At 69.2% G+C, this 26108-nt stretch carries 22 protein-coding genes and 3 pseudogenes; 5 read left to right on the top strand and 20 right to left on the bottom strand.

What is annotated here, in order from left to right:
- The first annotated feature begins 242 nt into the window (after positions 1-242).
- Positions 243-854 (top strand): TetR/AcrR family transcriptional regulator, encoded by a 612-nt coding sequence (locus ACFTZC_RS18585; RefSeq protein WP_382890935.1) that lies wholly within the window; start codon positions 243-245, stop codon positions 852-854.
- Between the two features lie 76 nt (positions 855-930).
- Here the strand turns inward: ACFTZC_RS18585 and ACFTZC_RS18580 are convergent, their stop codons facing one another.
- Entirely contained in the window at positions 931-1872 is a 942-nt protein-coding gene (locus ACFTZC_RS18580) for a LysR family transcriptional regulator (RefSeq protein ID WP_382890933.1), read from the bottom strand.
- 133 nt (positions 1873-2005) lie between these two features.
- Between ACFTZC_RS18580 and ACFTZC_RS18575 the strand changes: the two genes are divergently transcribed.
- The gene (locus ACFTZC_RS18575; RefSeq protein WP_382890931.1) at positions 2006-3253 is read left to right on the top strand and encodes a pyridoxal phosphate-dependent aminotransferase; all 1248 of its coding nucleotides are present in this window, start codon (positions 2006-2008) and stop codon (positions 3251-3253) included.
- Positions 3254-3407: 154 nt separating this feature from the next.
- Here the strand turns inward: ACFTZC_RS18575 and ACFTZC_RS18570 are convergent, their stop codons facing one another.
- The 10 genes and pseudogenes from ACFTZC_RS18570 to ACFTZC_RS18525 all read right to left on the bottom strand — a co-directional run bounded on the left by ACFTZC_RS18570 (position 3408) and on the right by ACFTZC_RS18525 (position 11553).
- Complete coding sequence (locus ACFTZC_RS18570; protein WP_382890929.1) at positions 3408-3902, bottom strand: hypothetical protein; 495 nt, start codon at positions 3900-3902, stop codon at positions 3408-3410.
- A gap of 327 nt (positions 3903-4229) precedes the next feature.
- The gene (locus tag ACFTZC_RS18565) at positions 4230-4994 is read right to left on the bottom strand and encodes an alpha/beta fold hydrolase (protein WP_382890927.1); all 765 of its coding nucleotides are present in this window, start codon (positions 4992-4994) and stop codon (positions 4230-4232) included.
- Positions 4991-5239, bottom strand: a complete 249-nt coding sequence (locus tag ACFTZC_RS18560; protein WP_382890925.1) for a hypothetical protein — start codon at positions 5237-5239, stop codon at positions 4991-4993. The genes ACFTZC_RS18565 and ACFTZC_RS18560 overlap by 4 nt, the downstream gene beginning before the upstream one ends.
- Before the next feature lie 48 nt (positions 5240-5287).
- Positions 5288-6384: pseudogene (locus ACFTZC_RS18555) on the bottom strand (molybdopterin-dependent oxidoreductase); the annotation flags it as partial.
- 157 nt (positions 6385-6541) lie between these two features.
- On the bottom strand, positions 6542-6736 hold the full coding sequence (locus ACFTZC_RS18550; protein WP_382890923.1) for a ferredoxin: 195 nt from the start codon (positions 6734-6736) through the stop codon (positions 6542-6544).
- 118 nt (positions 6737-6854) lie between these two features.
- On the bottom strand, positions 6855-8072 hold the full coding sequence (locus tag ACFTZC_RS18545; protein WP_382890921.1) for an NAD(P)/FAD-dependent oxidoreductase: 1218 nt from the start codon (positions 8070-8072) through the stop codon (positions 6855-6857).
- On the bottom strand, positions 8069-8269 hold the full coding sequence (locus tag ACFTZC_RS18540; RefSeq protein WP_382890919.1) for a ferredoxin: 201 nt from the start codon (positions 8267-8269) through the stop codon (positions 8069-8071). The genes ACFTZC_RS18545 and ACFTZC_RS18540 overlap by 4 nt, the downstream gene beginning before the upstream one ends.
- A 62-nt stretch (positions 8270-8331) precedes the next feature.
- Positions 8332-9552, bottom strand: coding sequence for a cytochrome P450 (locus tag ACFTZC_RS18535; RefSeq protein WP_382890917.1), 1221 nt, complete (start codon positions 9550-9552; stop codon positions 8332-8334).
- A gap of 648 nt (positions 9553-10200) precedes the next feature.
- Positions 10201-10854: a TetR/AcrR family transcriptional regulator gene (locus ACFTZC_RS18530; RefSeq protein WP_382890915.1), complete on the bottom strand. Its 654-nt coding sequence runs from the start codon at positions 10852-10854 to the stop codon at positions 10201-10203.
- A 102-nt stretch (positions 10855-10956) separates the two neighbouring features.
- Positions 10957-11553, bottom strand: coding sequence for a TetR family transcriptional regulator (locus ACFTZC_RS18525; protein WP_382890913.1), 597 nt, complete (start codon positions 11551-11553; stop codon positions 10957-10959).
- A gap of 125 nt (positions 11554-11678) precedes the next feature.
- On the opposite strand from ACFTZC_RS18525, the gene ACFTZC_RS18520 reads away from it, so the two are divergent.
- Positions 11679-13211: a carboxylesterase/lipase family protein gene (locus ACFTZC_RS18520; protein WP_382890911.1), complete on the top strand. Its 1533-nt coding sequence runs from the start codon at positions 11679-11681 to the stop codon at positions 13209-13211.
- A 169-nt stretch (positions 13212-13380) separates the two neighbouring features.
- Here ACFTZC_RS18520 and ACFTZC_RS18515 read toward each other — a convergent pair whose 3' ends face one another.
- The 6 genes from ACFTZC_RS18515 to ACFTZC_RS18490 all read right to left on the bottom strand — a co-directional run bounded on the left by ACFTZC_RS18515 (position 13381) and on the right by ACFTZC_RS18490 (position 21272).
- Complete coding sequence (locus ACFTZC_RS18515) at positions 13381-14895, bottom strand: MDR family MFS transporter (RefSeq protein WP_382890909.1); 1515 nt, start codon at positions 14893-14895, stop codon at positions 13381-13383.
- A 67-nt stretch (positions 14896-14962) separates the two neighbouring features.
- Positions 14963-16036 (bottom strand): zinc-binding dehydrogenase, encoded by a 1074-nt coding sequence (locus tag ACFTZC_RS18510; RefSeq protein ID WP_382890907.1) that lies wholly within the window; start codon positions 16034-16036, stop codon positions 14963-14965.
- Positions 16033-17514, bottom strand: a complete 1482-nt coding sequence (locus ACFTZC_RS18505; protein WP_382890905.1) for an aldehyde dehydrogenase — start codon at positions 17512-17514, stop codon at positions 16033-16035. The genes ACFTZC_RS18510 and ACFTZC_RS18505 overlap by 4 nt, the downstream gene beginning before the upstream one ends.
- Complete coding sequence (locus tag ACFTZC_RS18500; protein WP_382890903.1) at positions 17511-18698, bottom strand: NAD(P)/FAD-dependent oxidoreductase; 1188 nt, start codon at positions 18696-18698, stop codon at positions 17511-17513. The genes ACFTZC_RS18505 and ACFTZC_RS18500 overlap by 4 nt, the downstream gene beginning before the upstream one ends.
- Before the next feature lie 20 nt (positions 18699-18718).
- Positions 18719-19984, bottom strand: coding sequence for a cytochrome P450 (locus ACFTZC_RS18495; protein WP_382890901.1), 1266 nt, complete (start codon positions 19982-19984; stop codon positions 18719-18721).
- Positions 19985-20618: 634 nt separating this feature from the next.
- Positions 20619-21272: a TetR/AcrR family transcriptional regulator gene (locus ACFTZC_RS18490; protein WP_382890899.1), complete on the bottom strand. Its 654-nt coding sequence runs from the start codon at positions 21270-21272 to the stop codon at positions 20619-20621.
- A 275-nt stretch (positions 21273-21547) separates the two neighbouring features.
- Between ACFTZC_RS18490 and ACFTZC_RS18485 the strand changes: the two genes are divergently transcribed.
- Positions 21548-23020 carry an MFS transporter gene (locus ACFTZC_RS18485; RefSeq protein WP_382890897.1) on the top strand — a complete coding sequence of 491 codons (1473 nt, stop codon included), beginning with the start codon at positions 21548-21550 and terminating at the stop codon, positions 23018-23020.
- A 191-nt stretch (positions 23021-23211) separates the two neighbouring features.
- Positions 23212-24003 (top strand): SDR family NAD(P)-dependent oxidoreductase, encoded by a 792-nt coding sequence (locus ACFTZC_RS18480; RefSeq protein ID WP_382890895.1) that lies wholly within the window; start codon positions 23212-23214, stop codon positions 24001-24003.
- A gap of 80 nt (positions 24004-24083) precedes the next feature.
- Here ACFTZC_RS18480 and ACFTZC_RS18475 read toward each other — a convergent pair.
- From ACFTZC_RS18475 to ACFTZC_RS18465, 3 genes and pseudogenes are all read right to left on the bottom strand, one after another.
- Positions 24084-24293 (bottom strand): annotated as a pseudogene (locus ACFTZC_RS18475) (alpha/beta hydrolase fold domain-containing protein); the annotation flags it as partial.
- A 538-nt stretch (positions 24294-24831) separates the two neighbouring features.
- Positions 24832-25071, bottom strand: a pseudogene (locus ACFTZC_RS18470) (fibronectin type III-like domain-contianing protein); the annotation flags it as partial.
- A complete protein-coding gene (locus ACFTZC_RS18465) occupies positions 25032-26105 on the bottom strand; it encodes a glycoside hydrolase family 3 C-terminal domain-containing protein (protein WP_382890893.1) in 1074 nt (357 codons plus the stop codon). The pseudogene ACFTZC_RS18470 and the gene ACFTZC_RS18465, both read right to left, overlap by 40 nt.
- Positions 26106-26108: the final 3 nt, after the last annotated feature.

The raw sequence follows: 26108 nt of genomic DNA, 5'->3' as shown, positions 1-26108 counted from the left end.
GGCATCGGGTGCTTGCGTCCGCCTCCTCGACCGTGCGGGTGCCCCGCGCCGGCCTGGCGCGGTGTCACGGAGCCGGCCGCAGTGATCGGCGCCGTACCCGGGCAGGGCTCACGCGGCGGGGAGCCGCACGAGCACCCCCGATCGACGAGGTAGAACGTTCTGTCTTCCCATACATAAGAGGACCGGCTCCCCCGCTGTCAAGACCGAACGTTCTCCCTCGTCGGATTGATAGGCTGACCACCATGAGTCGGAGCACAGAAGGCGGCAGCACGTCCGCCGCGCGAGCGCGACTGCTCGCCACCGCGACCCGAATCTTCTACGCGGAGGGCATCCACGCCGTCGGCATCGACCGGATCATCGCGGAGGCCCAGGTCACCCGGGCCACCATGTACCGGCACTTCTCGGGCAAGGAAGACCTCGTCCTCGCCTATCTCGGCCAGGCCGACCAGGGCATCCGCGACCAGGTCACGGCCGCCCTGGCGAGCGGCGGCCCGGCGGCCGACCGGATCCGGGCAGTCGGCCGCTCCATCGTCGAGGGCATCCGGTCCCCGGGATTCCGCGGCTGCGCCTTTCTCAACGCGGTGGCCGAATACCCCGACCCGGCCCACCCGGTCCACCGCACCGTACTGGCCCACCGGCAGTGGTTCCTGGACACCGTCACGGAGTTGCTGGCGCAGGCCGGCGCGGCACCGGCCGACACGGAAGGCCGACACCTCGTCATGCTCCGGGACGGTGCCATGTCCGCCGGCTGCCTCGACGACCCTGACCTGGTCTCGGAGACCTTCCTGTACGGCATCGAAGGAATCCTGCGAGCGCACGCCGCTGCCCCGTCGGCCGCTTCCGCGGAACGGTGACCGGGGGCCGGCCGGGCCGGTACCCCGCGAGGAACTGCTGCCGGCGGCGCCGCGTGCACCGGCGGCGTTCAGAACCTCATACTGCGCCGCGCGAGTTCGTTCCCGCTCGGTGCCGGCTGCCGAGGGCCTGCTGGGCGGCGTGGAGGCAGGCGGTGATGGCGGGGTCTTCCTGGGTGGTGGTACGGGTGAGCGCCAGGATGGTGCGCTGCATGCGGGGAGCCAGTTGTAGCCCGGTGACGCCCGCTTGCTCCTGGGCGAGGCCGGCGGGCAGGAGGGCCACGCCGGCACCGGTGGCGACGAGTGCGGCCAGGATGTGGAGTCCTTCGAATTCCCAGCGCCGTGGGGGTGTGGCGTTGATACCGGTCAGATACCGGTCGCCCGCGGCTCGGGAGAGTTGCCCGACGGGGGCGCACAGCCAGGTCTGGTGGTGGACGATCTGCCGCAGCCGTGCGGCGGTGGCCGGGCCGGGCTGCTCGGCCGGTGGGTGGTCCGCGGGGATGGCCAGGACGATGTCCTCGCGGCGTAGACGGTGGACGGACAGACCGGTGCCCTCGACCGGTGGGTGCGCGGACCAGTCGTCGATGACGGCGAGGTCGTAGCGGCGGTCCAGAACGGCTGCGGCGGCGGTGGTCGAGCCGGTCTCGTGAGCGACGACGTTCAACTCGGGGTGCGCGCGTTGCAGCGCGGCCAGGTGGGGAGCGAGAGCGGGGGCCAAAGCGTGGATACAGCTGACGGTCACCCGGCCGCTGACGGTGCCGATGCGGGCGCGCATGCGGCTGTGAGCGGTTTCCGCGGCAGCGAGGATGCGTGCGGCGTGCTCGGCCAGTTCGCGTCCCGCGTCGGTCAGGCTCGCACGCCGGGCGGTGCGCTCGATCAACGCGACACCGGCCTCCCGTTCCAGAGCGGCCAGTTGCTGGGAGATCGCCGACGGCGAATACCCCAGGTCGGCGGCCGTGGCAGTGATGGTGCCCCGGGCAGCGAAGCGGTGCAGAATTTCCAGCCGCCGCAGGTCCAGCATCAGCTCTCCTTAAAGCCTCCCACACGTTTGCGCGCTGTTGCTGATGCTACGCCTCGGGCACGCTGGGCGTGTGCCCGGCAGAACGCCGCCGCACCACGACACCGGAGCCCGGTACCGAACAGGACGGTTCCCCATGACGACCCACTCCGCCACGCTCGCCATCGACGAGGCCGTTCACGCCCGCCTTGAAGCCGGGCATGACGTGCTCCATCTGGGATTCGGGGAGGCCGGGTTGCCGGTCGCCCCGGGCCTGGCCGAGGTACTCGCCGACGCCCACCTGCGCAACGGGTACGGCCCGGTTGCCGGCTCACCACAGGCCCGGGCCGCCGCCGCGGGCTGGTTCACCGGACGCGGGCTGTCCACCGAACCGGGCCAGATCCTCTTCGCCCCGGGCAGCAAGCCTCTGCTCTTCGCCCTGCTGGCCGCGATCGGCGGTGACGTGGTGCTGCCCTGCCCCTCGTGGGTCTCCTACGCGGCCCAGGCCGCCCTGCTCGGCCGTCGCGTCATCTCCGTACCCATCCCGGCCGAGGCCGGCGGCATTCCCGACCCCGAGCTGCTGGAACAGGCCCTGCGGCAAGCCGCTGCGAACGGGGCCCGGCCGGGCGTACTGGTCCTCACCGTCCCGGACAACCCGACCGGCACCGTCGCCCCCGCCGAGCAGGTCGAGGCGGTCTGCGCGATCGCCGACCGACACGGCCTCGCGGTCATCAGCGACGAGATCTACGCCGAACTGAGCCACCGCGGCACCGCCCGCAGCCCGGCGCACCACCTGGCCGAGCGCACCGTCGTCACCACCGGGCTGAGCAAGTCCCTGGCCCTGGGCGGGTGGCGGATCGGCTTCGCCCGCACCCCGGCGGGCCGCTGGGGACAGCACCTGCAGCAGGAACTGACCGGGGTCGCCAGCGAGATCTGGTCCAGCCTGGCCGCACCCATGCAGGCCGTGGCCGCCCACGCCCTGACCGACCCGCCGGAGGTCACGGCGCACATCGCCGCGGCCCGCCGTCTGCACGCCCGCATCGCCACCGAGGTGCACACCCGACTGCTCACGGCAGGAGCACAGTGCCGCCCTCCCCAGGCCGGCTTCTACCTCTACCCCGACTTCGCCCCCGCGCGTGAGGTTCTGCGCGTCCAGGGGATCACCAGCGGCACCGACCTGGCCACCGCCCTGCTCGACCGGCACGGCATCGCCACCCTCCCCGGCAGCGCGTTCGGCGAACCCGACACCGCCCTGACCCTCCGGCTCGCCACCAGCCTCCTGTACGGCACCACCCCGCAACAACGCCACACGGCGCTGACCGCGGAAAAACCACAGAGCCTGCCCTGGATCGCCCCCGCCCTGACACGCCTCGGTGCCGCACTGGGCGAACTCACCGCCGGCTGATACCGCCACCATCACAGGTGGGCCAAGTGATCGCTGACTGCCTCCGGATCAGGTCGAAAATGCTGTTCTCATAGTGCACATGCTCCGTCCCGACCATGTTGACCGCGATGGTGCCAGGAGGTGCTGCCGGACGTGAACACACGGGTGTGCTGATTCAGTGGCCGCCGCGGTGCTCGTAGACGGTAAGGGACAGTGCCTTCATCGCGGCGTGGGCCCGGTCGGCGTCACGGCCCTGGTCGACGGCTTCCAGGGCTTCGGCCGCCGAAACCCGTACGGCCAGAGGCAGGCCGTCGTACGCGGCAGCCCGGTAGGCAACGGCTCGGCGGGCGTCCCGCTCCTCTTCGCTCACCCCGTCATGGGTGAGCGGGAAGACCGCGGCCTGGTACGTCGCGATGCTCACGAGCACGGCGTCGGCGATCCCTTCCGCGTACCCGTCGGCCTGGGCGGTCTCGGGCTGGAAGAAGCCCAGGACCTGGCGGCGGGCGAGGAACGAGCCGATCCCCGCACCGAGGCCGGCTGCGCCCGCGGTGACCAAGGCCGCGGCCCGGCCGCCGAGGAGGAGACCGAAGCAGGCTCCGCCGACCGCCGCGCACGTCACCAGAACGAAAGTGATCAACAGATGTATGCGGGCGGCGAGCGGGGACGTCATGCCCAGCAGTATGCACAGCCGTCCTCTTCGCCTTCACGGCACCCGGACACACCTCCCCCGCCCCGACGAAACTGCTCGTACGGACGGGGCCAGGGCCGCCGGTGAACTGGAACCGCCGCGCTGCGTTGAGAGGATGAGTCTCCGTGTGCATGAACCTGCGGACCGTCGCGGTGGCGAGAGTCCTGGGCCTGCGGTACGGGGACGACGAGTTCGACGCGGCGTCCTTCGTGTGCGGGGTGGTCTCTCGGTGGGTTCGGATGACGATTCCGAAGCTACGAGTACGCGCCCTCCCTCAACGCCGCGTAACAGGACACCCTGCGAGCAGAATCAACTGGCAGGGACTCTGTCCTTGAGAAATCCGATCAGTAGATCGGTAACGGCCGATGGCCGCTCCAGGCTGGGCAGATGACCTGCCCAAGGCAGTTCGACGTGGTCGGCTTTCGCGAGCAGATCCGGCAGCCGGGCAGCGATCTGCCGGAAGTCCGCCAGGTCATGCGCGCCCGACACGGCAAGGCAGGGAGCCTGGATCGCCGCCAGGTCAATCTCAGCCTCTATCGGCTCGAAGTCCTCAGCAGCGGCCATTTGCAGCTCGAAGGCGTGCCGTTGCATGCGGCGTACCGCTTCGCGGGCGGTCTCGTCGGCCTCCGGACCGAGCCAGGTTTCGACCATCAGTTCCGTCGCGCCCACGATGTCGCCCGCTTCGATCAGCGCGTCCTCGTCCTTACCGAGCGCGTTCAGTTCGGCAGAAGGTTCATGCCCGGGGAGGGCTGAGCAGATCAGCGCAAGGGCGCTGACGCGTTCCGGCCACCGCGCGGCGAACTCCAAAGCGACGTGCCCGCCGTATGAGGACCCCACCAGTGCCGCTTGCGCCATGCCCAGACTGTTCAGGAGGGCCAGCACATCCTCCGCGTCGTTGTGGGGTCGGTCCGGCACAGGAGTCTCACCGAATCCGCGAAAATCACAGCGCACCAGCCGGTAGCCGGCATCGATCAAGGGCAGCCACTGGGCATCCCACATCTGCCGGTCACACACCCCGGAATGCAGGAGCACCAGGGCAGAACCGTCTCCGGCCACATCATGAGAGAGCGTCATCCGAAAAACCCTACACAGCGGCTCCCCGCCCCGCCCGAAAGTACCTCCACTGCCTCACCCGTCAACCCGGCGAACCATCCTGGGGCTCCGCTCGCCCGGTCAGGCTCGTACGAACGGGCCGACTCGGCGAGGATGAACTCCTGCCCCCTTATGCAGAGGCCGTTCTCGTTGATCTTCATGACCTGGTTCAACTGGGCGTGTTGGGTGCCAGGGGAAAGTTTTCCGGCTGGGAGGTTCATGATCATGGGCCTGTTTCCCCCTTAACCCATGACGGTCTCGCGGCCGATCCCTGCGGTCGGAGAGGCGAGGGCGTCAGCGGTGAACTTCGCGTAACGCCACTGATCGGTGTGGAGATACCAGTACGGTGTGCCGGCCATCTGCCGCGACGGGCGCGCCCAGTCCGAGGCCGTGGCCATCTGTTGCCATCCCGCATACGGGCGCTCCTTCTCCTGCCCCACGTAGTGGGCCCGGCCGCCGCCGTTGACGCCCTGGCAGCCGGTCGGCAACAGCAGGGAGAGGAACGAGCGGTAGATCGTGTCGGAGTGGAACCAATGGTTCGTCCCCGCTCCCATCACGATCACGCGGCGGGCCGTTCACCGCCCGGCCGTGCACGTCCCACCCCGTACTGCGCGGTCGAAGACCGTCGTCACCAGAGCCCGCCCACCCGCACGGCAGGAACCTCGCGGCGCAGCACCGCGCCTTCCTCGTCGAAGCGGGGCAGCAGCAGCACGGCTGTAGTGGCCTCGGGATGCCGGTGGAGCGTCAGCGCCGGTTCCAGACCGGCGAGATCGAGATTCCACCGCCCCTCCCGCTCCTTGTCCCACCGGTCGCCGAGCGTCCCGTTGGGCACTGCGGGCCCCAGGTCTCCGCATCCATGAGGACCGGCATCCGGCGCCGGGCCGGGCCCCCGCGCCCCTCTCCAGGTCCAGGTCCTCGGCGCGCGCGAAGGCTCCGGGCGTATACGTGCCGGCTTCCTTCTCCTCCAGAGCGACGAGGAACGGCAGGTCGGTGAACTGCTTCACGTGGTCGGTGAAGTACGGCACCTGCCGCTGGCCCCGTGGCAACGCGCCTCCGCCATCCAGTGCGCGTCCGGCGTCCGGGTCACCGGCACGTTCGAACCCCACAGCATCAGATAGGCCGCGTCCCACCAGTCCCGGGACTCGGGTACGTCCGTCTGGTCGCCGAAGACCTGCGGCGAGGCGATCGGCAGGTCCGCGTACCAGTCGTAGAACGACAGCATCGGCGCGCCGATCAGCGACATGAAACGCGTGCCGACCGCGCGCGAGGCCATCGACATCGCCGGGATCGGGGAGAACCCCGCGATCCGGTCAGGACCATGTTCCTGAAGGGTGTGGACATGGGCCGCCGCGGCAATTTCCAGCGCCTCGTCCCCCCGTTTCGCAATGTTTCACGATGGGATCGCCGACGGAATGGCGAACCGGTCACCGGTGTCGATCTCGCCCGAACGTCCGTCCCGCGGCGAAGAGTTACGGATGCGCAGGGCCCAGCACGGACCTCCCGGTACCAGCCGGTGCGTCCCGGATCTCTCATTCCTCGATCGTGATGGCCAACGCAGGGCAGACTGCTGCCGCCTGCCGTACGTCGTCGGCCTGCTCGGCAGGCGGGTTGTCGCTGAGCAGAACCACGATGCCGTCCGCATTTCGTTGGTCGAAGACCTGTGCGGCGGTCACGACGCACTGGCCGGATGCGACACACTTGTCCTGATCGACAGTCACCTTCATCGGATTCTCCGCAAGTTGTCGGGTGGCCCGGGAGAGCCGGATCAGGGAGCGCGCCCGCCGCGTCAACGGCTGATGTCACCACGGGCACGCGAGCCCAGCCTGATCCGAACGAGGAGCGCTAGGCGATCAATTCCGTCAGTGTCCCGGGCGTGTCCGCTTTCCGGAGTTCCCGAAAGGCGTCGAGGACCTCCTGGCGGCGCAGGCGGGTCTGCTTCGGCATGTTCCAGCCGAGCACGCCGGTGATGGCGTCCTCCCGTTGGTAGAGCGCGACGAATCGGCCCTGCGTCATGTCTCCGTCCACGACGGTCACTTCGGCGTCGGCCGACAGCACGCCATGCACCTGGATCTTGCTGTCGAACTGGTCGGTCCAGAAGTAGGGGACCGGGGTGTAGGGCCGACTCTCGCCGAGGATGTCAGCCGCCACATGGCCGGCCTGCTCGGTGGCGTTGGTGCGGTTTTCCAGGCGCAGCAGGGTGTGGAGGTCGTCGTGGTACCAGCGGGCCACGTCTCCGACCGCGTAGATGCCGTCCGCGGCACGGCACCGGGAGTCGCACACCACTCCGTTGTCGACCTTGAGGCCGCTGCCCGCGAGCCAGTCTGTCGCGGGGACGGAACCGAACGCCACCACGACCACATCGGCGGGCAGCACTTCGCCGGTGGCCAGCCGTACTCCCGTGACGCGTCCGTCCCGTTGGGCCAGCCCGTCGACTGCGACACCGAGCCGCAGATCGACTCCGCGGTCGGTGTGCAGTTCAGCGAGTTGCTTCGCCACCACGGGACCGAACTGGCTCGCCAGAGGGGCCCTCTGGGGCCCGACCAAGGTGACCGACAGGCCTGTGCTCCGTGCGGTGGCAGCGATTTCCGTACCGAGCACGCCATCTCCCACCACCACGAGGCGTGAGGAGGTCACCAGATCGGACCGCAGGGCCAGTGCGTCGTCGAGAGTGCGCAGGACATGGACCCCGGCGAGGCTGTCCTGGCCGGGGAATGTGCGGGGCTGGACACCTGTCGCCACGACAATCGTGTCGGCCCGTAGTACACGACCCGAAGCGGTTCGGATGGTGCGCTCCTGCGGATCAAGGCCGGCCGCCGGATCGTTGACGACGAACTCGGCGTCCAAGGAGGACAGCGCGGCAGGCTGGCGCAGGAGGGCCCGGTCCGGCTCCCACGCACCGGAAAGGACCTGCTTGGACAGCGGCGGCCGGTCGTAGGGCAGGTGCGGCTCGGCGCCCAGCATGGTCAGACTGCCTTGATATCCCTTGCGTCGCAGGGCTTCTGCCGTGGAGAGTCCGGCCGCGGAGGCTCCGACCACGAGAACGCTGGAGGGGGTGTTCATGCGTCCTCGCTCACGTGAATCGCGCCCGCGGGGCACACGCTGACGCATTCGCGCACCGCGGCGTGCTGATCCTCGGAGGGGTGCGCGTCGAGCAGGATCACGATGCCGTCGTCCTCACGCTGATCGAACACCTCAGGTGCGATCACTACGCAGGTGCCGGCAGCACAGCACTTGTCTTCTTCCACAGTGACCTTCATCGCTGAACTCCTTAGACGGTTCATTGGCTGGATTGAGAAGAGGCCGTGAGTGGTGTGCGGGATTACCAGGTCACGGGGAGCTCATGGACGCCGTAGACGAGGCCCTCGTACTTGAACCGGATCCGGTCGAGGCTGGTGGCCAGTTTCAGGGTGGGGATCCGCCGGTAGAGGGTGCTGTAGACGACCTGGAGTTCCAGACGGGCCAGTGGCTGGCCCAGGCACTGATGGACGCCGAAGCCGAAGGCCATATGGCGGCGGGCGTCGCGGGTAATATCCAGATCGTCCGGGTTGGGGAACATGTGGGGATCGCGGTTGGCGATCTCGTTGGGCATGATCAGGCCCTCGCCGGCGCGGATGATCTGGCCGCCGATCTCGATGTCTTCCAGCACGGCGCGAAGCCGCCCGTTGTGGACGATGTTCAGGTAGCGCAGCAGTTCCTCCACGGCCGAGGCGACGAGCTTGGGATCGCCGGTGTCGCGGAGGGCGGCCATCTGGCCGGGGTTCTCCAGGAGGGCCAGCGTGCCCAGGGTGATCATGTTGGCGGTGGTTTCATGCCCGGCGATCAGCAGCAGTGTGCCCATGCGGGCCGCCTCCTGCCGGGTCAGCTCCTCCGCCTTGACACGCTCGGTCAGTCCGGACAGCAAGTCGTCACCGGGAGCGGCGAGTTTCTCACCGACCAGGTCGTCCAGATAGTCGGTCAGCGCCATGTTGGCCGCCTGCCGCTGTTCGGGCGTGGAGGTCCGCTGAATGATCGTCTTGCTGTTCTCCTGGAAGAACGCGTGGTCCTCATACGGCACACCGAGCAGTTCGGAGATCACCAGCGAGGGCACCGGCAGGGCGAACGCTTCCACCAGGTCCACCCGCGCCGGGCCTGCGAGCATGTCGTCGATCAGCTCGTCCACGATCTTCTGCACGGCCGGACGCATGGCCTCGACCCGCTTGACGGCAAACGGCGCGGTGACCATCCGACGGAACCGGGCGTGCTCCGGGTCGTCCATGCCGATGAAGCTGCGCCTGGTGCCTCCGAAAGGCAGCGGCATCGTCAGGGGGTAGCCGGGGCTGTTGATATCGGCGCTGACCCGCGGGTCCGCCAGCGCTGCCCGCTGCTCGGCGTAGCCGGTGACCAGCCACGGGGTGCTGCCGTCCCACAGCCGGACCCGGGTCAGCGGGCCCTCTTCCCTCTGGGTGTAGAGGCCAGGGGCCGGGTCGAACGGGCAGCGCGCCTCCTTGGCCATCGGGAAGTCGGGGATTGCTGCCGGTTTCACGTTCTGTGCGCTGGTCATGGCGCTGTCCTTTCTGTCGCTGCCCTTCGTCGGGGCCTTCGGGCAGCGGGGGGGGAACGGCGCAACCGTCATCCGGGTTGGTCTGGTTGCGCGGAAGTGCCTCTGGGGGCTGTTCACGGTCAGACGGTTACTTATGGTCACTTGCAGGGAGATCATCCAGGCCGGCGGCAGGGAGGGGCCCACTCAGCGAGTGGCCCCTCACGTTCGACATACGTCCGCGCGACCGGACGGCCCCTCCGACCGAGGGGCCGGCACACACCGGCCGAGCGGTCGATCCGGTGCGGTCGCCGCGTCCTGACCGGCACCGCCACCATCTCCCGCGCTCCTGGACGCCCACCTGCTGCGACGTGGCCGCGTCGCCTCTCCACAAACAAGTAAACCCGACGATTTAAAAAAGTCAAGCGGGTGATTTAGTCGATCACGAGGAGCGCCCCTCCGCCCTGGAGGCCCGTCCCCCCGAGCCGTGGCCGAACAGGCCATCACTCGCGCGGATCCCGTCCGCCGCAGCCGCCCACACCGCCGGCGCGCCGGATCGTACGCGCGCCTCCTCACCGGACGGCACGCCCGCACCCCCACGGCACACCGGTCCCCGTGAAAGCCCCCACTCCTGATCACCCGTACGGCGGTTCGGGCCGGTATCCGGTCACGTCACGGCTCAGGCGTGAACGGCGCCTCCCACAACGCGACGATCGCGTCGATGAGGCCGGTGGCGGCCTCGCGCCAGGTCGCACGAGGGGTAGAGGCATTGTCCACGAGGGCGCGCTCCCTGTCGACGGACATCTGCGTGATCAGGTGGCGCGTCATAGCCGCGCGTTCCGCGTACACCTCCGCGGGCAGGTCCGGCAGGCACCGGATCAGGCCCTCCTGCACCGCCCGCGTCGACGGAGCGACGGCGGAGACTTCCTCGGCCGTAATCGCGTAGAGCGCGGGGTCGGCCGTGACCTGAGCAATGAACCGCGCGTACCAACTCGGGTTGCCCAGAGCCTCCAGGTGCTCGGTGGTCGGACGGACCGCGCAGGCCACCCAGTCCCGCAGAGCGACGGAGTCGCCGATGTCGGCCAGCATCCGCGCCCGGATTCCCTCGATCCGCTCGGCATGGCTGTGCACGATCGCGCGGACCAGGTCGGCCTTGGTACCGAAGTGGTAATTGACCGCGGCGTTGTTGCCCTGCCCTGCAGCCTCGCTGATCTGACGGTTGGCCACCGCGTACACCCCGCTTTCGGCAAACAGTCGCTCTGCCGCACTCAGCAACGCCTCTCGCGTCGCAGCCACCCGCTCGACCTGTCTCGTTCTGTCCGCCATCATCATCACCTCACAGGGACCTCACGCAGCTCCGCGACGCCGGTCCCACAGGCTGCCGCCGGCCCTCACCTCAGCCGGCTGGGGCAAATGCCGCCGACGTGATCACATAGTTTTCCGTCGGCGGATACTCGGGGCCGCGTGTTCAGGTTCACCCAACGCGGCCTCCGCCGACCGATACCGGACGAGGCGGCCGCGAGTCAAGGCCGTCAAGAGGTGCAGCAGGCGGCCCGTCAGCTCGTCGGGGTCGAGGGGCTCGTCCGCGTCGATCAGCCAGTCATTGACGATCGCGCCCGTGCCACCGGTGATCAGTGCCGCCAAGTCCTGTGCGGTGGTCTCGTCGAGGTCGCCGAATGCCTCCCTCAGGCCCGCCGGAGTGACAAGCGACCCGAACAGCCTGTTCAGGGCCCGGGACATCGCGAAGGCACAGGATCCGGTGAGCATCGCACGGTAGAAGGGGCGGCGCCCGGCGAAATGCCGGGCCATAGCCAGCACGCGCGCGTGAGGCGATTCGCCACCGTCCCCGATGTCCGGCAGGAAATCGCGTTCGACCAGGTCGGCCGCCGCCGCCACCAGGAGCGCGTCACGGTCCCCGAACTGCAGATACACCAGTTGCCGGCTGACGTCTGCGGCGTCGGCGAGGTCGCCGACCGGGAGGGCGGTCGTACCACGCTCGGACACCAGGCGTACCGCGGCGGCCATCAGAGCGGCGCGGGAGCGGAGCACCCGACGGTCTTGTCGTTCCGGCATGCCTTCGACACTAGACAAGTGTCAAAAAATAGGCAACTGTTAAATCACTCGGTTTATTACTTCGATGAGGAGCTCCCATGCCCGCAGTCAACACCCCAGAGCCCGAGGTCCGTACCACCACCGGTGTGGTGCGCGGCCGCGCGGAGGGCGGCCTGGCCGTCTTCCGCGGCATCCCGTACGCCGAACCCCCGCTCGGCGAGGCCCGTTTTCAGGCGCCCCGGCCGGCGCGCGCCTGGGACGGCGTGCGGGAGACAAACGCCTTCGGTCCGCCGCCGCCGCAGGACGCGAACATGGGCGGTCGCAGTGGCGGCGACTTCCTCATGGGCACGGGCGACGACTGGCTGACGGTCAACGTCTGGACACCTGCTCCGGATCCGGCCGCTCGCCGCCCGGTCATGGTGTGGATCCACGGCGGCGCCTACAAGCACGGCTTCTCCGGAAGCCCGGGCTACGACGCCCGGCACATCGCCCGTGACGGCGACGTGGTCTTCGTGTCGCTGAACTACCGCCTCGGCGTCGAGGGCTTCTCCCCCATCGACGGCGCGCCCGCCAACCGTGGTCTCCTCGACCAGGTCGCCGCCCTGAAGTGGGTGCGCGAGAACATCACGGCGTTCGGCGGCGACCCCGACCAGGTGACCGTCCTCGGCGACTCCGCCGGCGCCGGATCCATCGCCTCCCTGATGGTCATGCCGAGGGCGAAAGGGCTGTTCCGGCGAGCCATCGGACAGAGCCTGCCGGGCACCTTTCTCTCCGACGCCCTGGCCCGGGACGTCTCGACCGCCATCGCCGCCGAAGCGGGGCTCCGTCCCACGGTCAGGGAACTGTCCGGTGTGGATCCACGGGAACTCCCGGCGGTCGGGCACGCGCTGGGGTCAAAGATGCGGCAGTACGAGGGACGCTGGGGTTCATTCGCGCACAGCCTCACGCTCTTCTCGCCCGTCGTCGACGGCGAGGTGCTGCCGGTGGCTCCCTGGGAAGGGCTGGCGCGCGGCGCCGGAAAGGACGTGGAGCTGATCATCGGCCACAACCGTGACGAGTGGCGCACGTTCTTCCTCTTCGGCAACCTGTTCGGCACGGTCACCGAGGAGCAGACGGCAGAGGTGCTGCGGCACTTCGGCCCGGGGAAGGACGGGGAACGCGCCTACCGCGAGGCGTTCCCCGACAAGTCCGCCGAGGACCTGTTCGAACTCGTACAGACCGACTGGCTTTTCCGCATGCCGGCCCTGCACCTGGCCGAGGCCCAGGTCACCGGTGGCGGTCGAGCGCACCTGTACGAGCTGGCCTGGCAGTCCCCTGGCAAGGAGGGCCTGCTGCGTGCCTGCCACGGTCTGGACGGCCCGCTGCTGTTCGGCACCTACGACGCCCACCTGGGGCCGGTGGCCATCGGCCCCGAGCACACTGCCGAGGCGCGCGTCCTCACCTCCCAGATCCGCACGGCGTGGACGTCCTTCGCCACCTCGGGCGGCCCGGGCTGGCCCGCATACGACTCCCGGCACCGCCTGACCCAGGTCTTCGACGCACAGCCGGCGGTCACCGCCTACCCCCATGAGATCTCGCGCCGGCTGTGGCAGAACCACACCTTCAAGGCGCTTCCTCTGCCGACCGCCTGAGCACATCGGCGGGGCCCGCGGACGAGCCGACCGGCGGACGCCCGCGGGCCCCGCCGTAGCTGGTGGCCGTGGCCGGTGTTCGCAAGAACTCCCCGTGGTGACCAGCGATCAGGCCGACATCACGGATCGCTCGCGGGAAGATTCCACCGGGCGACCCGGCTTCCGAGCCTCACCGCCCGGTGCCGGCCGCTTCGGCGGTGGTTACGGGAGACGGTTCGGACGTGTCGAGGCTGGTTCGCAGGGTTACCGGCTTCAACAGGACCGCCGCGATGATGCCGAGCGCGGCGACGGCAGAGCCGATGAGGAAGATGGTTCCCGTCGCGTCGCCGTAGGCGACAGCGGCGGATTCGTGATCCTGCGCGATCCCGTCGGCAACCTGACGGGCCAGGATCGCACCGAGAACGGTGACGCCGAACGTGCCGCCCAGAGACCGGAAGAACGTGACGGCGGTGCTGGCCGTGCCGATGTCCTTCAGCGGGACGGAGTTCTGCACGACGAGGACGAAGTTCTGCATGGTCATGCCGACCCCGGTGCCGATGCACAGCATCGCCACGCTCATAAAGACCAGAGACGTCCGGTGGTCGATGGTGCCGAGTCCGGCAAACCCGGTCGTGAGCAGGACAGAACCGATGACGACGAACGGCTTGAGCTTTCCGGTCCTGCTGAGCATACGGCCCGCGAGGATGGAGGAGACCAGGACACCGCCCATCATCGGAATCGTCAGCATTCCTGCCTCGGTGGCCGTGTAACCCCGGCTGACCTGGAAGTACTGACTGAGGTAGACCGAGGCCGCGAACATGGCCGTACCTGAGGCGAGACTGCCGAGGATGGCCAGCACGGTGGTGCGCTGCTTGATGATGTGCAGCGGCACGATGGGCTCTGCAACGCGAGTTTCCACCCATAGGGCGACAGACAGCAGAACCAGTGCCGCACCGACCATGGCGGCGGTCTGCCAGGAACCCCAGGCGAACGAGTTGTCGACGAACGAGATCCAGATGAGCAGCACACTGACGCCCGAGGTGATCAGGGCGGCGCCCAGGTAGTCGATCTTCACGTTGTCACGTCGGACGACCGGTAGGCGCAGCGTCCGCTGAAGCAGAACCAGTGCCGCGGCGGCGAACGGAATGCTGATGAGGAAGCACCACCGCCAGCCCAGCCATGAGGTGTCCACGATGAAACCGCCGAGCAGCGGACCGCCGATGGTGGACAGGGCGGTGACGCTGCTGAGGTAGCCGCTGTACCGGCCGCGTTCGCGAGGGGGAATCATCGCGGCGATGGCGATCTGGACGAGGGCCTGTACGCCGCCGACGCCTATGCCCTGCAGGGCGCGAGCGGCTATGAGCTGCCCGGCGGACTGGCTCACCCCCGCCGCCACCGAACCGAGTACGAAGACGGCGACAGCTACCTGTACGAGGTTCTTCTTGCTGAACAGGTCGGCCAGCTTGCCCCAGATCGGGGTGGTGGCGGTCGTGGTGAGCAGGGTTGCGGTGACGATCCAGGTGTACTGCGTCTGCGAGCCGTCCAACGCGCCGATCATCTTGGGCAGCGCGGTCGAGACCACCGTACTGCTCAGGGTCGCGACGAAGAGCGCGATGAGCAAGCCACTGAGGGCCACGAGGACCTGCCGTTGGGCCTTGGGCTGTTCATCCGTGGTGCCGGACTCATTGACTGCGGCTGTGCTCATCGCGCGGGAACTCCAGGAACTGTCGAAGGAGGGAGGGCTGAATCGTCGGACCGGCGCCGGTCCGTGGCTACACGATCACGGTGCGGACGCCCTCCCCGCGCTCAAGCAGTTCCATACCCTCGTTGATCTCGTCGAGCGTGATACGCCGGGACACCATCCCGCCGAGGTCCAACTGGCCGGTCTCCGCAAGGCGGATGAAGCGGGGGAAGTCCCGCAGGATCTGGGAACCGCCCACGACGGAGCCTTGGATCCGTTTGCCGGTGAAGATGGCGGATACCGCCGGGATGGTCAGGGTCGCCTCTCGCTCCGCGGGCATCCCGATGTAGGTCACCGTGCCCTCCAGCCGCGCCATGTCGAAGGCCTGCACCAGGAGCTTGGGCAGCCCGACCGCCTCGAAGGTGTAGTCGGCGCCGCGCCCGCCGGTGAGGGCGCGGACCTGCTCGACCGGGTCGCCGTCGGCCGGGTCTACACCGTGCGTGGCGCCCACCCGCAGGCTCGCTTCGCGGCGGCCGGGCGACAGGTCGATGGCGATGATGGTGGCCGCGCCGGCGATGCGCGCCCCCTGGATGACCGACTGGCCCACCCCGCCGCAGCCGATGACGGCCACGCTCGACCCTGGCTTGACCACGGCCGTGTTGAGGGCGGCGCCCAGGCCGGTGGTGACACCGCAGCCGAGGAGGGCGAGCTGCTCGTCGGGCAGGTCGGTCTGTACGGGCACGATGGTCGCCTCGTCCACGACCATGGCCTCGGCGAACGAGCCGCAGCCGCAGAGAGCCGATGCCTTCTTCCCGCCGGGCAGGTCGTACCGGGGTATGAACCTCAGCGCCTTGCGCTCGCAGTGGTGGGACATCGTATTGACACACCACCAGCAAAGACCGCAGGCGGGTGAGACGGAGGCGAGCACGCGGTCGCCGACCACCACCCGGCGCACATCGGGGCCGACGGCCTCGACCGTGCCGCAGGCCTCATGGCCGGGCACCATGGGCTCGGTCCGTTCGGCGCGGTTGATCGAGGTCAGGTCGGTGTGGCAGATGCCGCTGGCCTCGACTCTCACCAGCACGTCCCGCGGGCCGATGGCCGGCGTGGGCACCTCCTCCAGTACCAGCGGCTTGTTCGGCTCGTACGCCACAGCGGCCTTCATCGTGCGTCACCTTTCATGGTCGGAGCGAGGGCGGGGGGAATGCCGATGGTGTGAGGTTCGAGGTACTGGTGGAGGCCTTCGACGCCGAGTTCACGGCCGATGCCCGATTCCTTGAAGCCTCCGAAGGGGACGAACGGCTGAGGAGGGATACCACCGTTGACAACGGTTCCCCCGGTGCGCAGCCTCCGGGCGATCGTTAGGCCGCGGGCGGGATCGCCCGTCCACACACTTCCCGACAGCCCGTACCGGGAGTCGTTGGCGATGCGGACCGCGTCATCGTCGCCGTCGTGGGGAATCACGCACACGACCGGTCCGAAGATCTCCTCCTGCGCCACCCGCATCGAGTTGTCGACGTCGCCGAGGATCGTCGGCTCGACGTACCAGCCCTTGGGCAGATGGCTCGGGCGGCCACCGCCGACGACGACCCGGAAGCCTTCCTCGGCCGCCAGCCCGATGTAGCCCTCCACACGGTCGCGCTGCCGCTCGGCGACGAGCGGGCCCACCACGGTGGCCGGGTCGTGCGGATCCCCGACAGGGATGCCCGACGACTGGGCCGCCCCCGCTTCGAGTGCCTCGGCGTACCGTGCCCGGGGCACCAGGATGCGCGTCACGGCAGCGCACACCTGCCCGGAGTTGTGCATGCTGGCACGGACCATGTTGGCAGTGATGGTCTCCACGTCCGCGTCGTCGAGAACGAGCGCCGCGGACTTCCCGCCGAGTTCCAGGGAGACCCGCTTGATCCGATCGCCGCACAGACTCATGATCCGTTTCCCGGCCGCGGTCGAACCGGTGAAGGCGATCTTGTCGGTGCCGGGGTGGGTCACCAGATGCTCTCCCACCTCCCGGTCGCCGGGCACGACGTTGACCACTCCGGCCGGCACGCCCGCCTCGTGCAGCACCTCGGCGAGGATGTAGTTGCTGAGCGGCGCCTCGGGCGGGGGCTTCAGCACTACGGTGCAGCCGGCCGCCAGCGCCGGAGCCACCTTCCACGCGGCCAGCGTCACGGGGGCGTTCCAGGGCACGATCGCCCCGACCACGCCGACCGGTTCCGAGACCACCAGACCGACGAGGTCGCCGGAGCGCACCACGCGGTCGAACGCGAAGGTGCGGATCATCTCGGCGTAGTAGTCGAACACCGGGGCGATCGTCCCCGTCTGGAGGGGTGCCTGGCTGCTGGCCACGCCCATCTCGTCGGTGAGCACTTCGGCGATCTCGGCGTTGCGTTGCCGCAACAACTCGGCGGCTCGGGCGAGGACATCGGCTCGTTCGTCCGGTGTCATCCGGGGCCAGGGGCCGTCGTCGAACGCGGCACGAGCCGCCGCCACGGCCCGGTCCATGTCCTCGACCGTCGCGATCGGAACCTCGCCCACGACCTCCTCGGACGACGGGGAGACGACTTCCAGGACCGCGGTGCCCGCGGGTTTGACCCACTCGCCTCCTATGGAGAACTCGCGCCGGTACATCAGGTGATCCTTCATGGCTGTTGACTTCCTTCCGTTGTGCGTGCGCTGGGGCAGGGAGCGTGGTCGACGACGAGTTGGCGGAGTGTGCGCAGTTCGCGGTGGCTGTTCCAGCCGAGCACTCCGACGACCTTGCCCTCGTGGCCGTAGGCGGCGACGAACTTGCGGTCGTTCAGGCTGCCGTGCACGACCGTGACGTCCGCGTGTTCGGGGAAGATGCCATGGGCCTGGATGCGGGCGTCGTACTGGTCGCTCCAGAAGTAGGGGACGAGGGCGAAGGGACGCTGTTCGCCGAGGATGTTGGCGGCCACTGCCGCGCCCTGTTCGGTGGCGTTGAGCCGGTGTTCGACGCGCATGCGCACGCCGAAGTGCGGGTTGTACCAGGACGCGACGTCTCCGGCGGCATACATGCCGGGGGCGGCCTGGCATTGGGCGTCACACTCCACGCCGTTCCCGAGAGGGAGTCCCGAGTCGGCCAGCCAGCTTGTGGCCGGTGTGGAACCCACACCGACCACGACCACGTCCGCGTCGAGTTTCGTGCCGTCGGCCAGTTCGACGGCGGCCACCCGGCCGGCGGATTGCAGGAACCGGGCCACACCGACGCCCAGGCGCAGGGTGGCCCCGTGATCGCTGTGCGTCTGCCCGACGAGTCTCCCGATCGGGTCGCCGAACTGGCGGCGCATCGGTACGGGCAGTGGGTCGACGAGGGTGACGTCCAGCCCCATGATGCGGGCGACCGCCGCCACCTCGGCTCCGAGAAATCCTGCGCCGACGACCACGACCTTGGGCCGGGCCAGCAGGTGGGTGCGGAGTGTGAGGGCGTCGTCGAGCGTGCGCAGGACGTGCACGCCCGCCAGGCCGTCGCCGGGCAGCCGGCGCGGGGTGACTCCGGTGGCGATGACCAGGGCGTCGAATGCCACCTGAGCGCCGTCGTTGAGCAGCACCTTCCGTCCTGGGGCGTCCAGTGCGACGGCTGTCCGTCCCAGCCGGAAGTCCGCGTCCAGTCTGCCGATGGCCTGGTGGTCGCGTAGTCGCACCTTCTCCGGCTCCCAGGCGCCGGAGAGGATCCGCTTGGACAGCGGAGGCCGGTCGTACGGAAGATGTGGCTCATCGCCGATGAGGGTGAGTGCGCCGTCGTATCCCTTGTTGCGCAGGGCTTCGGCTGTGGTCAGTCCGGCTGCCGAAGCCCCTACGATCACCACGTCATGGGGCGTGGCGTTCCTCACCACGTCACAGGCAGCTCATAGGCTCCGAAGATGAACCCGTCGTGCTTGAACGGGATTTCTTCCAGGTCGGCGGCGAGTGCCAGGGTGGGGATCCGCCGCAGGAGGGCCGGGTAGACGACCTGCAGTTCCATGCGGGCGAGGGGCTGGCCCAGGCACTGGTGGATCCCGTAGCCGAAGGTCACATGACGGCGGGCGTCACGCGTGATGTCCAGCCGGTCGGGGTCGGGGAAGACGGACGCGTCCCGGTTCGCGGTCTCGTTGACCGTGATGATGCCTTCGCCGGCGCGAATGACCTCGCCGGCGATCTCGATGTCCTCCAGCGCCACCCGTCGCAGTCCGCCGTGGGTGATCGTGATCCAGCGCAGCAGTTCGTCGACCGCGGAGGCGATCACCTTCGGGTCGTCACTGTCGCGTACCAGGGCCAGCTGGTCAGGGTGCTGGAGCAGGGCCAGCGTGCCCAGTGCGATCATGTTCGCGGTGGTCTCGTGCCCCGCGAACAGCATCAGTACCCCCATCTCGGTGGCTTCCCGCCGGGTCAATTCGCCGGCCTTGACGCGCTCGGCAAGCCCGGAGAGCAGGTCCTCACCGGGCTTGGTGAGCTTCTCGCCCAGCAGTTCGTCCAGGTAATCGATCAGCTGCTGGCGTGCCGCGAGGCGGTCTTCACCGGACGTGTTCCGGTTGATGATGGCCTTGCTGTTGGTCTGGAAGAATTCGTGGCTGTCGTAGGGCACTCCGAGCAGTTCGGAGATCACCAGCGAGGGCACCGGCAGTGCGAACGCCTCGACGAGATCGGCCGGCTTCGGGCCGTCGAGCATCTTGTCGATCAGGTCGTCCACGACCCGCTGGGTGGGCGGGCGGATCGCCTCCACCCGCTTGATGGTGAACGCGGACGTCGCCATCCGCCGCAGTCGGATGTGCTCGGGGTCGTCCATCATGATGAAGCTCATGCCGGTCGTGCTCCTGCCCTGCTTCCTCAAGGCCTCGGCCATCGATGCCTCCCCGGCGGAGAGCTTCGGGGCGCCGGGGCGCATGGGGTCCACGCTGACCCGCTGGTCGGACAGCACCGCCCGGTGCTCGTTCCAACCGGTCACCAGCCAGGCGGTGCTGCCGTCCCACAGCCGGACCCGCGTCAGCGGGCCCTCCGACTGCCGTGCGCTCATCGCGGGCGCGGGGTCCAGCGGGCACCGCGCGGACCTGCTGATGTCGTACTCCGGGATCTCGGTCGGGGTCCCACTCGTCGGATTGCCTATGGCGCTGGTCACTGATTCCTCCTCGGGAAACGGCCATCGAGAGATCGCCGAGCTGTTGTATGCGTGGTTCAGGCAGGGGGCGTGTGTACATCGGCGCGCGGCCACGGCGGTGCGCGTGTCGAGCGTGCCGCGCAGCTGGGAGCCCTCGGGTACGCGGGAGAGGGCCGCTGACCTGCCGCATCGTCGAGGATGCGCAGGACGCTTCGACCAAGAGGTCACGGAGAGGACGGGTGCCGCCCAGGGGGGTGTTCATGCGAGGGCGCCGGGGGCCATTTCCGCGCTCCGGCATCGACGCGGCCCGTCAGCCGGCCGCGGGCGGGGTTGTTCCGCTGTCGGGCGGCCGGCGTGCCGGGGCGGGGTGGCGACCGTCACCCGCGTGTCCGGTGGCCAAGCGCTTCACCACGCCCCGCGTCAACTCAACCGCCGTGCCCGGGGCGTTCGAAGCACGGCCTCCTGGTGGTGGCCGTCCGACGGCCGCCGCCCCGGGACGGCGCGAGGCCGGTCCGCAGTCGCTTCGGGCCATCCCGTCTCCTTCGACTTGAGCTCCTCGGAGATTCAGGCAACACCATTCAGCAAATTAAGTCAACCCATTGATTTAATCTTTGGGCGGGCCGGGCCCTTCGGTTCAACCGAAGCCGCCCCTCGGTCACCCCTCCCGCGTGACCGGCGCCTGCCACAGGGCGACGACGGCATCGATCAGGCCATCCGCCGTCCCACGCCAGTCGGCGCGAGGAGTCGGGTCACCAGCCGCGAGGGCGCGCTCGCGTTCGGCGACCATCTGCGTGACGAGGTGACGCGTCATGGCGCTCCGTTCGGCGTGCACCTCGGCCGACAGGTCGGGCAGACAGCGGTTCAGGCCCTCCTGCAGCTTGCGCATCGACGGCGAGGCGGCCGCGAACTCCTCCGTCGTGACGGCCCGCAGGGCCGGGTCGGCGGTGACCTGGGCGATGAACCGGCCGTACCAGCTGGGAGTGCCCAGCCCCTCCACATACTCGGTGACCGGACGAACCGCGCAGGCCACCCAGTCCCGCAGCTCCGCGGAGCCGCCGACGCCGGCCACCATGCGCAGGCGGCCGGCCTCTATCCCCTCCGCGTGCCGGCGCGCAAGGGCGCGGACCAGGTCGACCTTGGTGCCGAAGTGATAACTGACCGCGGCGTTGTTGCCCTGCCCTGCGGCCTCGCTGATCTGACGGTTGGCGACTGCATGCACCCCGTGTTCGGCGAACAGCCGCTCCGCCGCCCTCAGGAGCGCCTCACGCGTCGCGTTGACCTGCTCGTCCCGTCTCGTCCTGTCGGACATCGCCACCACCACTTCGGGACATCACACCGGTCCGCGGGAGCCCGTCCCCCAGACCACCGCGGATCCCCGTCAGGAACGACGAGATCAAATGACGAAAGCCTACGCAATGACACGACCGGTTCAGGCCATCCTCCTGCACCTCGACGCGCGTCGCCGCGCCGGATGCGGCCGGCTCGACTTGAACTTGGCCGATCCTCAGGGGTACATTTTAAATCAACCCGTTGATTTAAATACGGGACCATCCCCATCCCTGACTGTCCAGACGGAGACCAGCCATGCCCGACATCCCCACCCCACCCGCGGCGAGCACAGATCCCGCGCCCCGGAACCCGAATGTGATCGTGGCGGTGCTGGCCTTTGCCGGGATCGTGGTCTCACTGATGCAGACGCTGGTCATCCCGATCGTCCCGGAACTGCCGAAGTACCTGAACGCCCCGGCTTCCGACACCGCATGGGCCGTGACCGCCACACTGCTCGCCGCCGCCGTCGCCACCCCCATCGCGGGGCGCCTCGGTGACATGTACGGCAAGCGCCGCATGCTTCTGCTCAGCCTGGCCATGGTGACCGCCGGCTCGTTCATCGTCGCTCTCAGCGACTCCCTCACCCCGATGATTCTCGGACGCCTTCTGCAGGGGCTGTCCGCCGGCGTCATCCCACTGGGCCTGAGCATCATGCGTGACGAGATGCCCGCCGAGCGCCTCGGCGCGTCGACCGCCCTGATGAGTGCCTCTCTCGGCATCGGCGGCGCCCTCGGCCTGCCTGTCGCCGCCTTCGTCGCCGACAACTTCGACTGGCACGCCCTGTTCTGGGCCTCAGGCCTCCTCGGCGTCCTCGCCCTCGCGCTCGTCTCTCTGCTCGTGCCCGAGTCCAAGGTGCGCACCGGCGGGCGCTTCGACCTGCTCGGCGGCATCGGGCTGGCGGGCGGGCTGGTCGCCCTGCTGCTGGCCATCTCCAAGGGCGGCGCCTGGGGCTGGGCCAGCGGCACCACCGTCGGTCTCTTCGCCACCGCCGTGATCGTCCTGGTCGCCTGGGGCTTCTTCGAACTGCGCACCGCCCAGCCGCTGGTCGACCTGCGGACCACCGCCAAGCCCCAGGTGCTGTTCACCAACCTCGCAGGCCTGGCGTTCGGCTTCTCCCTGTTCGCCCTCCAGCTGATCGTTCCGCAAATCATGCAGCTGCCCGCGCAGACCGGCTACGGCCTGGGCGAGGACCTGCTGGCCGTGGGCCTGGTCCTGGCACCCCAGGGCCTGGTCGTCATGATCGCGGCCCCCCTGTCCTCGAAAATCTCCCGGGCCTTCGGAGCGAAGTACACCCTGATGATCGGCGCCGTCATCGTCGCCGCCGGTTACGCCCTGAACATCTTCATGATGAGCGAGGTCTGGCAGCTGGTCCTCATCTCCTGCATCGTCGGCGCCGGCGTCGGCTTCGCCTACGGCGCCTTGCCCACGCTCATCATGAGCGCGGTGCCGGTGTCCGAGACAGGCTCCGCGAACGCCGTCAACACCCTGCTGCGGTCCGTCGGCAGCTCCCTGGCCAGCGCCGCCTGCGGCGTCATCATCTCCCAGATGACCATCGACTTCGCCGGCCACGCCCTGCCCTCCGAGAACTCCTTCAAGGTGATCATGGGCATCGGCTGCGGCGCCGCCCTCCTCGCCCTGCTCCTGGCCTCCTTCCTCCCCCGGCGGCGCGCGGACGCCACCGCGGACAGGCTCCCCAGCGCCGAGTTGGCCCCAGCCCAGAAGGCATAGATGTCCTTCGCCGGTTCCGTTGCGTCCGTCCGTCCGTCCACAGGACATTGACACCGGCCACGGCCTCCCGCTCGGCGTGCCCAGGCCCGTTTGATCACCTCTCGCACACACCCACCGCCTGATCGATCCCACCGCCCCCGCGCCGGAACGTCTTCGGACTCCGGCGAAGTCCACCAGAACCGGAGTAGAAGATGACCACCAAGGACCACGTGATGAACCCGCAGTACCCGTCAGGCGGTTTGCTTCAGGGCAAGGTGGCAGTGATCACCGGCGCCGGTGTGGCCGAGGGGATCGGCGCCACCTGCGCGGCGGTATTCGTGGAGGAGGGTGCGCAGGTCCTCGCGGCCGACATCAGCGGCGGGCAGATCGAGACGGCCCTCGCGCTCGGGCCCTCAGCGAGTTCGTTCCGGGCCGATGTGACACGTGAGGGGGATGTCGAAGCGATGTTCGCGCACGCCCTGGAGGTGTTCGGGCGCATCGACATCCTGGTGAACGTGGCCGGCAACCCGGGCGGGCGCCGCGGCGAGGAGGTCACGGTCGAGGAGTTCGCGTCCTTGACCTCCGTCCATCTGCTCGGCACGGTCCTGACCAACAAACACGCTGTCCGGACGATGCTGCCCACAGGCGGCGGCGCCATCGTCAACTTCTCCTCCGCCGCCTCCTTCAACGTGGACGGAAGGATTTCGCCCGCCTACTCCGCGGCGAAGGCCGGCGTCAACGCCGTCACCAAGGCGGTCGCGGTCCAGTACGGCGCCCGGGGCATCCGGGCCAACGCGGTCGCCCCGGGCTTCACCCTCAGCAAGAAGAACCACGCGGTCCCGCCCGGGATCATGGCGGATCTGGGAAGCAGAGCAGCATTGGGCCGGGCAGGGCAGCCGGAGGAGCAGGCGCACGTCGCCGCGTTCCTGGCCTCGGACCGCGCCTCGTTCGTGACCGGGGTGATTGTCCCCGTCGACGGCGGCTGGTCTGTCAAGCTCGCCTGAGGGGGGCGCCTGAGGCGGTGGGGAAAGAGTTCAGTCGCCCTGTGCGGAAAAAGGCGAACGGCAGGTCGAGGTAGGCGGTAGTCGACGGAGACCACCAACGCCCGTGCCCTGTGAGCGAGTTCGGCGGAGACAAGATGTGCTTCCGGCATGTCGAGATCGCCGCCCGAGAACCCGCCGCCGTGAAGCCACAGAACCGCGGCGCGGGGCTCTTTCTCCGGGGTGTAGAGCCGGACGGGGGCATCCCCGTGTGGGCTCGGGACGGCGCGGTTCTCGACCGAGACGGCCGGCATGGTCCACTCGCCGGGATCGCGGAAGTACTGCACGCACCGGGCCATGGCCTCCGGGGCGGACAGGGCGTCCTCCCGGTCGAGGCCTTCGAGGAGGTGCGACCTCTCAGCGAGGTAGGGGTGAGTGGCATGGCTACTCCTGCAGTGACGCGGTCAGCCGGCGGTCTTCGTCTCCTGCCCGGAGCCGTCCGAGGGCGCCAGTATCCGCGTGAACGTCTCCGCGATGGCGGCGATGTCCACCGTGGGGTCGTGCATCCACTGAATCTGCAGGCCGTCCAGCACTGCCAGCAGCGCCTGGCCAGGTGTTCAGCCGGTTCGTCAGCACGGATTCCGCCGGTCCGCTGTTGTTCCCCGAAGTCTTTGATGACCTCGGCCGCGAGGTCTCGGTAGCGCTCGTGGAAGTAGCTGTGCGCAGGACTCTCCGGCCCGCTGCCCAGCCGATCGTGACCATCACCGTGCAGGGGAGTGCGTCGGCGGCGAGTCCGGCCAGTACGGTCACCTCGCCCGCCTCGATGCCGCGGCGCCCGTCGGACATGGTGTAGTGGAGCCGCTCCACGGGTGCTTCCAGGACGAGGGTCCTGCTCTCCCCCGCGGCAAGACTGACGCGTGCGAACGCGATCAGCTGCCGCACCGGGCGGACGACGGCGGCGAACTCGTCGCGCGCGTAGACCTGTACGACCGTCTCGCCACCGATGCCCCCGGTGTTCGCCACCGTGACCCGGGTCCGGATCACCCCGTCGGTCAGGTCGACCGCCGGACGTCCTTCCCGCTCGTCGAGCATGACTTCGAAGGTGCTGTACGACAGTCCGTGGCCGAAGGCGTAGAGGGGCCCTGGCCGCTGAGGTCGCCGTAGCCGTGGCGGGTGCCGGTGGGATGTTCGTAGCCGCTGCCGTGGTGGTGGCCGTGGTAGAGGAGAATTTGTCCCAGGTGCCGCGGGAAGGTGCTGGGCAGCTTGCCGCTGGGGTTGACCAGGCCGAACAGGGTGTCCGCGATGGTGGTGGCAGCCTCCTCGCCGAGCAGCGGCGCGGGCAGGACGGCGTCGGATGCCGATGCCGCCTTTTCCAGCAGCAGGCGGCCGGCGACGATGACGGTCACCAGTGGCCTGCCTGTTGCGGCCAGGTGGTCGAGAAGGTCCTCCTGGTCGCCGGGCAGCGACGGCGAGGCCGTCGACTGGCCTTCTCCGGCGGTGTTGTTGCCGACCCAGCCCGTGCGCTCGCCAAGCACTGCGAGTACCAGGTCGGCGTCCGCGACTGCGGCTTGCACGGTGGCGGCGTCGAGTGAGCCGTCCTTCTCGAACCGGCCCAGGGACGCGTATTCCACCTTCGCGTCCAGTTCGCGCACGGCGTCCGGCACGGTCAGCGCCTCGGGATGCAGGCCGCGCGCCACGCCCTCGAACGTGGGGTCCATACCCGGCATGCGGGTATGGAAGATGTCGGTGAACACGAAGGACGCCGGGTCCAGACCGGGCGCCTCGCCCTCCATGACCGCCATCATGCCCAGCGGCATCTCGGCGTTGGAGATGGAGGTGTAGGCGCCGAAGTGGACGCGCAGTTCGTCGGCGGCCGGTCCCACGACGACGATGCGACGCTCGCCCGGGGCCAGTGGCAGGATGCCGTCGTTCTGCAGCCGGACAGTGCTGCGGGTCTCGATGGCACAACGGACGTCGGCGGCTTCCTCGCGGTCCGGGCGCACCGCCGGCGCGGGTGGCGGCCCGAAGCCGGGGACGAGTCCGACACGGGCCTTGGCGGCGAGGACGCGGGCCACGGCCACGTCGACGGCCTTCTCGTCCAGGCGTCCGGCGGTGACCTCCTCCACCAG

The sequence above is a fragment of the Streptomyces sp. NPDC056987 genome (assembly GCF_042673865.1).
Taxonomy (GTDB): domain Bacteria; phylum Actinomycetota; class Actinomycetes; order Streptomycetales; family Streptomycetaceae; genus Streptomyces.
Note: the sequence above shows the minus strand (reverse complement) of the source record. Positions and strands in the feature narration are given on the sequence as shown.

Excerpts from the sequence above, each read along its gene's own strand:
- ACFTZC_RS18585 (WP_382890935.1), top strand. The coding sequence starts at position 243 with ATGAGTCGGAGCACAGAAGGCGGCAGCACGTCCGCCGCGCGAGCGCGA.
- ACFTZC_RS18580 (WP_382890933.1), bottom strand. The coding sequence starts at position 1,872 with ATGCTGGACCTGCGGCGGCTGGAAATTCTGCACCGCTTCGCTGCCCGG.
- ACFTZC_RS18575 (WP_382890931.1), top strand. The coding sequence starts at position 2,006 with ATGACGACCCACTCCGCCACGCTCGCCATCGACGAGGCCGTTCACGCC.
- ACFTZC_RS18570 (WP_382890929.1), bottom strand. The coding sequence starts at position 3,902 with ATGACGTCCCCGCTCGCCGCCCGCATACATCTGTTGATCACTTTCGTT.
- ACFTZC_RS18565 (WP_382890927.1), bottom strand. The coding sequence starts at position 4,994 with ATGACGCTCTCTCATGATGTGGCCGGAGACGGTTCTGCCCTGGTGCTC.
- ACFTZC_RS18560 (WP_382890925.1), bottom strand. The coding sequence starts at position 5,239 with ATGATCATGAACCTCCCAGCCGGAAAACTTTCCCCTGGCACCCAACAC.
- ACFTZC_RS18550 (WP_382890923.1), bottom strand. The coding sequence starts at position 6,736 with ATGAAGGTGACTGTCGATCAGGACAAGTGTGTCGCATCCGGCCAGTGC.
- ACFTZC_RS18545 (WP_382890921.1), bottom strand. The coding sequence starts at position 8,072 with ATGAACACCCCCTCCAGCGTTCTCGTGGTCGGAGCCTCCGCGGCCGGA.
- ACFTZC_RS18540 (WP_382890919.1), bottom strand. The coding sequence starts at position 8,269 with ATGAAGGTCACTGTGGAAGAAGACAAGTGCTGTGCTGCCGGCACCTGC.
- ACFTZC_RS18535 (WP_382890917.1), bottom strand. The coding sequence starts at position 9,552 with ATGACCAGCGCACAGAACGTGAAACCGGCAGCAATCCCCGACTTCCCG.
- ACFTZC_RS18530 (WP_382890915.1), bottom strand. The coding sequence starts at position 10,854 with ATGGCGGACAGAACGAGACAGGTCGAGCGGGTGGCTGCGACGCGAGAG.
- ACFTZC_RS18525 (WP_382890913.1), bottom strand. The coding sequence starts at position 11,553 with ATGGCCGCCGCGGTACGCCTGGTGTCCGAGCGTGGTACGACCGCCCTC.
- ACFTZC_RS18520 (WP_382890911.1), top strand. The coding sequence starts at position 11,679 with ATGCCCGCAGTCAACACCCCAGAGCCCGAGGTCCGTACCACCACCGGT.
- ACFTZC_RS18515 (WP_382890909.1), bottom strand. The coding sequence starts at position 14,895 with ATGAGCACAGCCGCAGTCAATGAGTCCGGCACCACGGATGAACAGCCC.
- ACFTZC_RS18510 (WP_382890907.1), bottom strand. The coding sequence starts at position 16,036 with ATGAAGGCCGCTGTGGCGTACGAGCCGAACAAGCCGCTGGTACTGGAG.
- ACFTZC_RS18505 (WP_382890905.1), bottom strand. The coding sequence starts at position 17,514 with ATGAAGGATCACCTGATGTACCGGCGCGAGTTCTCCATAGGAGGCGAG.
- ACFTZC_RS18490 (WP_382890899.1), bottom strand. The coding sequence starts at position 21,272 with ATGTCCGACAGGACGAGACGGGACGAGCAGGTCAACGCGACGCGTGAG.
- ACFTZC_RS18485 (WP_382890897.1), top strand. The coding sequence starts at position 21,548 with ATGCCCGACATCCCCACCCCACCCGCGGCGAGCACAGATCCCGCGCCC.
- ACFTZC_RS18480 (WP_382890895.1), top strand. The coding sequence starts at position 23,212 with ATGACCACCAAGGACCACGTGATGAACCCGCAGTACCCGTCAGGCGGT.